Raw genomic sequence first — 8,869 nt, 5'->3', positions numbered from 1 at the left:
CCATGCGCGCCTGCATGGCGTCCAGCTGGTCCTCCTTGACCATCCCGGAGAGCCCCGGCATGTTCTCGATGACGTTTCTAAAGCCGAGCTTGCTCACCTGCTCCATCTGGGCGTAAAAGTCCTCGATCGTCATCTTGCCTGAAAGCACGCGCTTGGCCTGGTCCCCGTCTGCCTGAGTCTCGAGGCCCTTTGCCATCTCCAGCAGCGCCTTGATGTCGCCCATGCCAAGCAGCCTGCCCACAAAGCGCGTCGGCGAGAACTGCTCGAGGTCGTCGATGCGCTCGCCGGTCCCGATGAACATCACCTTGGCGCCGGTCGCCGCAGAAGCTGCAAGCGCGCCCCCGCCCTTGGCCGTGCCGTCCAGCTTTGTGATGATGATGCCGCCAAGAGGCGCCGTGCTGTGGAACGCGGCGGCCTGGTTGTACGCCTGCTGGCCTATCGTGCCGTCAAGGACGAGCAGCACTAGGTCGGGCGTGACCACCTTGTGCATGTCGCTCATCTCCTGCAGCAGGCCGGATTCTTCCTTGTGCCTGCCGGCGGTGTCTATTATTATTACGTCCAGGTTCTGCTGTTTAAAGTGCTCAAGGCCGTGGCGGGCAATCCCCACTGCGTCCTTGCTCTCCTCCTCGCCGTACACCTCGACGTTTATCTTGGCGCAGTTCATTTTCAGCTGCGTAAGCGCGCCGGGGCGCCAGGTATCAGTCCCAATGACTCCCACCCGGTAGCCGTGCCGGGTCAGCCACCTTGCCAATTTAGCAGTCACGGTGGTTTTGCCAGAGCCCTGGATGCCCAGCAATAATACAACATTTTGCCTGCCGGGCTTGAAAAAGGCCGTGACGCCGGGGTCGTCGTCTATGGCGCCTTTCTTGTCGATGGTGGTTACCTCGCCCGAATATCCGAGCATCTTGGCAAGCTCGCCGTACAGGATGGTAACGATGTGGTCCTTCCTTGAAAGGCCCTTTGGCGGCTGCTCCTTGAGCGCCCGCTCCTTCAGGTTGTCGGTGATGGTCTTGACCAGCCCCGCCTTGACGTCTGACAGCAAGAGCGCGCGCTGGATGTCCTTGCAGAGCGCGTCTATCAGCTCCTCGTTGATGTCGGAGGCGCCCACAATTTTTTTCAGGGCGTTTCTAAGCCCATCGCGCAGGTTGTCAAACATTTCAGTTCTTCTTCTTGCGATCTATAGTAGGCCAGCTTCCAGTATTTCAAATATTCCCCGCTGTCCGTCCCAGTGCGCCCTCGCCTTTTTTATCACCACCCTTTTTTGAAAGAGCGGGCAGTTTGTAACCAGCGTTTCGGCCTCGCCGCCCTCAAACGTGAGGTTAAAGCCGTACTTTTTTGACAGTTTTTTCAGCTCCTCAAGCTCGGCCCTGCCGATTGTGCGCCCAAGCCACTCCCTGCCAAGGCCCATCGCAGAGACGCCCACTACCACTATCTCGAACTTTTTGTCCAAGAGCTCTGCCATGTATTTTTCAGGATCGGCGCCCCATAGCGGCGAGATGGAAGCAAGCCCGTGCCTGGCGCAGGCGCTCTCAAACGCCTGCTTTTGAAAGACGCTTGAAATGCCGCCGGACACGACGCCCTCTATAGAGTAGAGGCGCTTTGCCTGGGCCACCGCCGCGTCGAGGGCGGCAAGCTCGTCCTCCTTGCTGCCCTTGCCTTTCACCTGGAACGCAAGCATGGGTATCTGCATGGCCTCTGCCTGGTACCCGGTTATCCAGCTGTTAGGGTAGTGGAAGAGGGCGCTGTCGTCGGCCACAGGGTGCATGGTTATCAGGCACTCGACAGAGTGGCCCATCTCTTTTGCGCGGTATATAGAGTAGGTGCTGTCCTTGCCGCCAGAGTACAGGGCCGCCAGCTTCACAGAAGGGATGGCAGGCGGCGAGCAATATAATCTTCTGCTGCCGTGTACGTGTATGTGTGTTTATGCAGACGGCGGAGGCGGCCGCTGTCAGCCAGTCAACAGGCAGTATTCAGCCAGCGATTGTTTATATCCCAATCTGGCGCACGCTCTTTGGCATAGCACCTTGGGCGCCCCGCTGCTTGAAGTCAAGGACCTGGCAAAGTATTTCCCGGTCAAAAAGGGCCTGCGGCAGATGTTCCAGCCGCCGCAGTACGTCAGGGCAGTAGACGGCGTCAGCTTTGCGCTGGACAGGGGCAAGGTGCTCGTCCTTGCCGGCGAGTCCGGCTCTGGCAAAACCACCGTCGCAAGGCTCGTGCTGCGGGCGATAGACCCCGACGCAGGCACAATCGTGTTTGACGGGCAGGACATCACCAGACTCTCCGGCAGGGAGCTCAGGCGCTTCCGCTCGCTCGTCCACATGGTCTACCAGGACCCGTACGCGTCGCTCAACCCGCGCATGAAGGTTGCCGATATAGTTGCAGAGCCCCTGACCATACACGACAGGGCAAGCACCAGGGCGCAGAGGCACGAAAAAGTGTTAAAGTCGCTTGAAGAGGTGAGGCTAGAGCCTGCTGCGGAAATTGCGCAGCGCCTGCCCCACATGCTGTCAGGCGGCCAGCGACAGCGCGTCGCAATAGCAAGGGCGCTTGTCACAAAGCCGGCCCTCATAGTGGCAGACGAGCCGGTGTCGATGCTGGACGTCTCGGTCAGGGGCGAGATCCTGGAGCTGATGCAGGGGCTCAAGCAGAGGCACGGCATATCCTACCTGTACATCACGCACGACCTCTCCACAGCCCGCTACGTCGGCGACGAGATAGCCGTCATGAACGCAGGCAGGATAGTCGAGCACGGCCCCATAGACAAGGTGCTGCTTGACCCGCAGCACGCCTACACGCGGGCGCTCATAGACGCCATCCCGGACCCCGATAGAGCCGCCCACTAAAAGCATATTAGTTAAAGCTCGCCCTTGCAGAGGCGTGCGCAGAGCTGTCGCCAACAATTCTATGAGAAGAATAACGATGATGATTATGCCTGCACTGTCGATTTTCCTCGGCTTTATGCTGCTTGCTTCCGCCGTCTTGACGGCGGCGAATAACGCCGCGTGGGCCCAGCCGGCTGCCTCGGCGGCCAAAAAAGGCCCTTACGTCGACGAGATCCGCTTTATCCACTATGAAGACGAGAACGTCGCGCTCGAGCAGGTGAGGGCCGGCAATCTGGACGCATACTACTTCAAGATACCCCTCGAGGTGGCCGGCGATGTCAAGGACGACCCCAGGATAACGATATACGAGAGGACCGCCGGCTCCAACGGCCTGCTCCTGAACCCCGCCCCTGCCAAGGACAGCGGCGCCACCATGAACCCGTTCCAGTTCAGGGAGGTCAGGTTCGCCATGAACTACCTGATAGACAGAGAGCTTGCAGTCAACGAGTTCCAGAAGGGGTACGGCAGCCCGATGGCCGACCCGTTTGGCATCTATTCGCCTGAATACCTCAACATCATCGACACGGTGGAGGGGTTCGGGTTCCGCCACAACCCGCAGCTGGCAGAAAAGATGATCACAGATACTTTGAATGCGCACGGCGCAAAAAAGCAGCCTGACGGCAAGTGGACGTTTGAAGGCAAGCAGATAACAATAAGGATGATGATAAGGCAGGACGACGAGCCGCGCAAGCTCATAGGCGAGGACGTGGCGTCCAGGCTGCAAAAGCTCGGCTTCAGGGTCGACAAAGAGTACGGCGACCTGAACAAGGCAAACACGGTCGTCTACGGCAGCAACCCGCAGGAGCTGAAATGGCACATCTACACTGAGGGGTTTGCAGGCACGTCTGCCTTTGTGAAATACAACCCGGTCATCCCGGCGCAGATGTACGGCCCGTGGTACGGCAGGCTGCCCGGCTACCAGAACCCCGCCTTCTGGCAGTACCAGAACTCCACCCTGGACCAGATAACGCAGAGGATCCTGTTTGCCAACTTTACCTCGCAGGCCGAGCGCGACGCGCTGGTCGCCCGGGCAGTCAAGATGGGCATGCAAGAGTCTGTGAGGATATTTGTGAACCAAAAGACGGACCCGTTCATAGCCTCCTCTTCGGTAAAGGGCATGGTGAACGACTTTGGCGCAGGCATCACAAGCAGGTACTCGGCCGTGAACGCCCGGCCAGAGTCAGGCGGAAACAGGCTTGACATCGGCGTCAAGCAGATCCACCAGGGCGCATGGAACGGCGTAGGCGGCCTGCAGGACGCGTACAGCCGTGACATTTACTATACGGTGGTCGACCCCGGCACTTTCCGCGACCCGTACACGGGCGAGATAATCCCGCACAGGGTAGAGTGGACAAAGGTGACGACCAGGGGGCCGGAAGGCAGACTCAAGGTGCCCTCCGACGCCACGACGTGGGACCCTGCGTCGCAAAAGTGGGTGTCGGCAAAAGGGCAGCAGGCCATGAGCAAGGTCACGCTCAAGCCCCTGTATTCAAAGTGGCACCACGGGATCCAGATGGACAGGGCCGACCTGATGTACCCAAGTTATTTCATGGCAGAGTGGGGCACCGACCTTGGCAAGGGCGACCTGACCGTGGATCCGGAATTTACGGCGCAGGCGGCGCCCAATCTGCCCCTGCTCAAGGGAGTCAGGTTCTCAGGGACGACGATAGAGTCGTACGTGGACTATTGGCACTATGACAGAAAAGAGATAGCAGACTTTGCGGCCGTGTGGGCCTCGGAGCCGTGGGAGATAACTGCAGCCACAGAGAGGCTCGTGATGGCAGGCAAGGCCGCATACTCGCGGGGCGAGGCGACGGTAAAGAACGTCGGCTGGCTCGACCTCATCGTGCCGGACCACGCCCAGATGGTGAAAGAAGAGCTGCAAAAGATGAAGGACGAAAAATACGTGCCTCCGGCACTCAAGGGCATGGTGAGCGCGGCAGACGCGGCAAAGAGGTACGATGCAAGCATCGCCTGGATAACAAAGCACAAGAGCGCAGTCATAGGCAACGGCCCGTTCTACTTTGACGGCTACAACATAGCCGGCAGGACCGTGACCGTCAAGGCATTCCGCGACGCGTCGTACCCGTTCAAGGTCGGCCAGTTCTCTGCGTACGAGAATCCCAAGCTGGCCAAGATAACCAAGACAGAGGTGCCCAGGACGGCCAAGATAGGCCAGGCGTTCAAGGCGACGGTGACGGTGCAGGTGGACGGCAAGCCGGGCAGCGGGAGCGACACAGAGGTGAGCTATTTCGTGTCGAACAAGGCCGGTGCCATAGTGGCAAAGGGCATGGCCAAGCCGGCGGCGGCAGTCGGAGGCAGCAGCGGTGGTAGCGGTGCGTTCACAATAGAGCTTTCAGGCGCCGAAACGTCCAAGATGTCAGTGGGCCCCAACACGATCAAGGTGTTTGCAAACAGCAAGCAAGCGTTCAGGCCGGACATTTCCACGGCGACTGTGATAGCCACAAGGTAAGAGAGAAAAGCACGCCACAGCAAGAAGTCTTTGTCCTGTTACAAAGATACCTGCGCGCAATGAGAAGGTGATTAATTAATTATTCTTAAGGCTGGCTATCTTGTGGCCATAACATTGGCGCTAGTGCTTGTGCACTGCACCGTTCCCGACCGCAGGGAGGCAGTAGAGAAGAGGGCGAGGCGGGTAAGGGGAGTGGTCGAGTCCTACGCCACAAGCGGCGTGTACGACATGCTGCTGAAGGTCAAGGCAGAGAACGAGGCGGCGCTTTCTGACGTGATCGGCAACCTGAAAAAAGGTCGCAGGCATCGCGGCAATAGTCACGAGCATCGTCTACCACCATAACAACAACAATAACAGCAGGAGCAGGGCCGCGCAGGCGCGATAGGGCTCTCCGGCTAACAGGCAACGACGACGGCAATAATAACAATAATGGCAGAAGCATCGTCGGCGGCAGCGGCAGCGGCAGCGGCAGGCGGCAGGCATGCCTTTTTGCGCCATTGCCCATACCGTTAAAAGCAAGCCTGCACTGAACCACCGCAAGAGGAAAGAGAGGCTGCAAAAATAATGGCCAGCAGCGGCGGCGGTGGGTTCTACAGGTTCGTCATCAGACGCTCGGTGAACATGCTAGTCGTGCTCTTTGCCACGCTCGTCCTCACCATCGCGCTCCTGGGCCCCACGATGGACAGGATACTGGCAGACGGCGTCAAGTACTACGTCGTCGAGGACGTGAGCCACAAGAACATCAAGTTCAAGAGCGCGGAGGAGCGGCAGCAGTTCATCGACGCGGCAGTCGCGCGCAACGTGGAGGCGCTCGGGCTGGACGAGCCGTGGTACTCGCCCAAGCGGTTCTTCAACACCGTGGTCAAGGTGATGGCGCTCGACCTTGGCAGGTCCAGTTTCTTGGCAAGCGACGGCGGCTCGCCCCTTGTCAGGGACATCATACTGGAGAAAATACCCAAGACCGTGCTCCTCTTTACCACGTCGACGCTCGTGATAACCATTATTGGCCTGTACCTGGGCGCGTACGTGGCAAGCAGGCCCGGCTCGCTGCAGGACAGGCTCAACTCGGCGTTTGCAGTCTTTAGCGGCAGCTTTCCCACGTGGTGGGTCGGGATGCTCATGATCTTTGCGTTTGCTTTTGCCTACCACATCTTTCCGGCGCGCGCCACGCCGCTCACCGACCCGTCTGACCCGGCATACGCCGGCGACCTCCTCTACCACATGCTGCTGCCGTTGATAACGCTCGTGCTTGTGGGCTTTGGCTCGTGGGCATACATCGTGCGCTATTTCGTGTCAGGCGTGCTTGCCGAGGACTATATCGCCGCCAAGAGGGCCGCAGGGATTGCAGAGAGGAGGATACTGTACTCGCATGCCCTGAAAAACGCGGCGCCCCCCATAGTCACGGTGGTGGCGCTCTCGCTTGCAGGCTCGTTTGGCGGCGCGATAACGGTAGAGGCAGTGTTCGACTGGCCCGGCATGGGCCAGCTCTATTACCAGGCGATAGGGATGATGGACATACCTGTCATAGTCGGCCTCACGTACGTCTCGACGGTCATCTTTGTGATCACTGTATTTGCCACGGACATCATCTATGCCTACTTTGACCCGAGGGTGAAGGTGTCATGAGCGGCGCAGGTGGTGGTGGTGCTGCCGCTGCTGCGCTGCTGTCTGCCGCAGGCATTGCAAAAGAGTTCCGCAGGTCAAAGAGCGGGCTTGCCGGCGTAGCAATCCTGGCCGGCCTGCTTGCCATGACAGCCTATGCCGCAACAGCAGTGCCGCTAGAGTCGTTCCAGCAGTGGAACAACCCCAACTACTGGATAGACCAGCCCAAGTCGGCTGCGCCGGCCTGGATCAACAACCTGCCGTTTGGCCCAAAGGCGCCCGAGCACGTCGTCATGCACGCCAGGGACGCGCAAAAGGCAGTGTCTGAGGAGGACGGCGTGCTCACGGTCACCCACTCGTACAGGGTGGACGTGGACTTTGACGAATACCCAAGCGATTTCATGTTCCTGTACTCGGCCCGGTACGGCGCCACGCCGCCGGCGCTGCAGGTCGAAGCAGAGAGGCCGGACGGCAGGACGTTCCAGGTGTATTTCAATTCGCTTCCGCCGGTAGGACAGGACAGCAGCGACGGAAGCGGAGAAGGGGGAGAGGGAGAAGGGAAAAAGGTCGAGTTCTCGTCCAGGGTGTTTTCCACGGACAGCGCGGTGGCAGAGTCGCTTGCGCAGTACGCCGGCGAGTTTGCGTACGGGCAGGACCCTTCCCGCCCGCAGTCGATGGTGTTTGCCGACACGGAGAGCAACAGGGTCTTGAAGGGGACGTACGTCTTTAGGGAGACCTTTTTGCTCTTTGAGGATGGCGACCAGGTGACAGACTCGGGCCTCATACTCGGGGGCAAAGTGTACGGCCTGATGGGGACAGACGAGCTCCGCCGCGACCTTGCGACCGGCATACTGTGGGCCGCGCCGGTGGCCCTCTTTATCGGCCTCACGGTCTCCATAGCGTCCGTGCTGATAGGGCTGCTGTACGGCGTGGTGGCCGGCTACAAGGGCAGGAGGACCGACGAGGGGCTGATGCGCATAAACGACGTGTTTTACTCGCTCCCGACGCTCCCGCTCCTGGTCATACTGTCAGTCACGGTGGGCAGGAGCATCTTTCTCATAACGGGTTTTCTGGTCATATTCGGCTGGGTGGGCATGGCAAAGGTGAGCAGGAGCCTTGCGCTCCAGATAAAGAACCTGCAGTACGTCGAGGCGGCCAGGCTGATGGGCCAGTCAGACATGAAGATAATCATGCGCCACATAGTGCCGCAGCTCCTGCCGCTGACCTTTGCAAGCATTGCCATTGCGGTGCCGGGTGCCATACTGGGCGAGGCCGCGCTCTCCTTCCTCGGCCTTGGCGACCCGTCGGTGCCGACCTGGGGCCAGATGCTGCACGACGCCAATTCCGCCGGGGCCGCAGTCAGGGGCCTGTGGTGGTGGATAATACCGCCGGGCGTCATGATAGCGCTGACCGGGCTTGCGTTTGCCCTCATCGGCAACGCGCTGGACGCAGTCGCAAACCCTGTCAGGAACAGGGGAAGGAGAAGCGGCTGAGGACAGCTCTTTTATTAATGACTATAACAATGTTATATTTGTGGCCGGCGGCGGGAAGGGCAAGAAGAACAAGTACCGCATAATTGTCAATTTTGCCGAAGGCTCGTACTCGCTGGTCCACCTGAACCCCGAGTTTTACAGGCTGTCAGACCCCGGCTGCGCCGCGAGGATCAAGATAACCGAGCAGGGAGGCCCGGTCCTTGCCACCGGCGAAGAGGTGGCAGCGTATTTCTCCGGCAGGGCAAAGCTGGCGTTTGCGGGCAGGCCCGTCACCAACCTGCGCATGTGCGAGCTGTGCCTTGCCCTTGAGAGTAGTGAATGGATGCCTCAGGACTCATAATCTTCGTCACTCTTTCTTTTTCTTGTTCGTAAAAGAAAAGTCGGACGGCTCTTCCTTCACGTCATCAGCATCCGCCCGT

8 protein-coding genes are annotated in these 8,869 nt (G+C 59.5%); 6 read left to right on the top strand and 2 right to left on the bottom strand.

The genetic code is table 11. From position 1 onward, the window contains the following. Window positions 1-1,156 (bottom strand): signal recognition particle receptor subunit alpha (locus WKI84_RS12495; protein WP_337863891.1); only part of this gene is annotated, 1,156 nt, incomplete at its 3' end. 21 nt (window positions 1,157-1,177) lie between these two features. Beyond that, window positions 1,178-1,861, bottom strand: coding sequence for a diphthine--ammonia ligase (locus WKI84_RS12490; protein WP_337863890.1), 684 nt, complete (start codon window positions 1,859-1,861; stop codon window positions 1,178-1,180). A gap of 163 nt (window positions 1,862-2,024) precedes the next feature. Here WKI84_RS12490 and WKI84_RS12485 point away from each other — a divergent pair, with 163 nt between their 5' ends. The 6 genes from WKI84_RS12485 to WKI84_RS12460 all read left to right on the top strand — a co-directional run bounded on the left by WKI84_RS12485 (window position 2,025) and on the right by WKI84_RS12460 (window position 8,790). Further along, a complete protein-coding gene (locus WKI84_RS12485) occupies window positions 2,025-2,843 on the top strand; it encodes an ATP-binding cassette domain-containing protein (RefSeq protein ID WP_337863889.1) in 819 nt (272 codons plus the stop codon). 136 nt (window positions 2,844-2,979) lie between these two features. Then, the gene (locus WKI84_RS12480) at window positions 2,980-5,355 is read left to right on the top strand and encodes an ABC transporter substrate-binding protein (protein WP_337863888.1); all 2,376 of its coding nucleotides are present in this window, start codon (window positions 2,980-2,982) and stop codon (window positions 5,353-5,355) included. 102 nt (window positions 5,356-5,457) lie between these two features. Beyond that, window positions 5,458-5,697: an Lrp/AsnC ligand binding domain-containing protein gene (locus WKI84_RS12475; RefSeq protein ID WP_337863887.1), complete on the top strand. Its 240-nt coding sequence runs from the start codon at window positions 5,458-5,460 to the stop codon at window positions 5,695-5,697. A 222-nt stretch (window positions 5,698-5,919) separates the two neighbouring features. Then, on the top strand, window positions 5,920-6,981 hold the full coding sequence (locus WKI84_RS12470) for an ABC transporter permease (RefSeq protein ID WP_337863886.1): 1,062 nt from the start codon (window positions 5,920-5,922) through the stop codon (window positions 6,979-6,981). Further along, entirely contained in the window at window positions 6,978-8,450 is a 1,473-nt protein-coding gene (locus WKI84_RS12465) for an ABC transporter permease (RefSeq protein ID WP_337863885.1), read from the top strand. The genes WKI84_RS12470 and WKI84_RS12465 overlap by 4 nt, the downstream gene beginning before the upstream one ends. Before the next feature lie 40 nt (window positions 8,451-8,490). Further along, window positions 8,491-8,790, top strand: a complete 300-nt coding sequence (locus WKI84_RS12460) for a hypothetical protein (RefSeq protein WP_337863884.1) — start codon at window positions 8,491-8,493, stop codon at window positions 8,788-8,790. Window positions 8,791-8,869 lie beyond the last annotated feature (79 nt).

Source organism: Nitrososphaera sp. (assembly GCF_037447015.1).
Classification (GTDB): Archaea; Thermoproteota; Nitrososphaeria; order Nitrososphaerales; family Nitrososphaeraceae; genus Nitrososphaera.
This window is presented reverse-complemented; position numbering and strand designations above follow the sequence as displayed.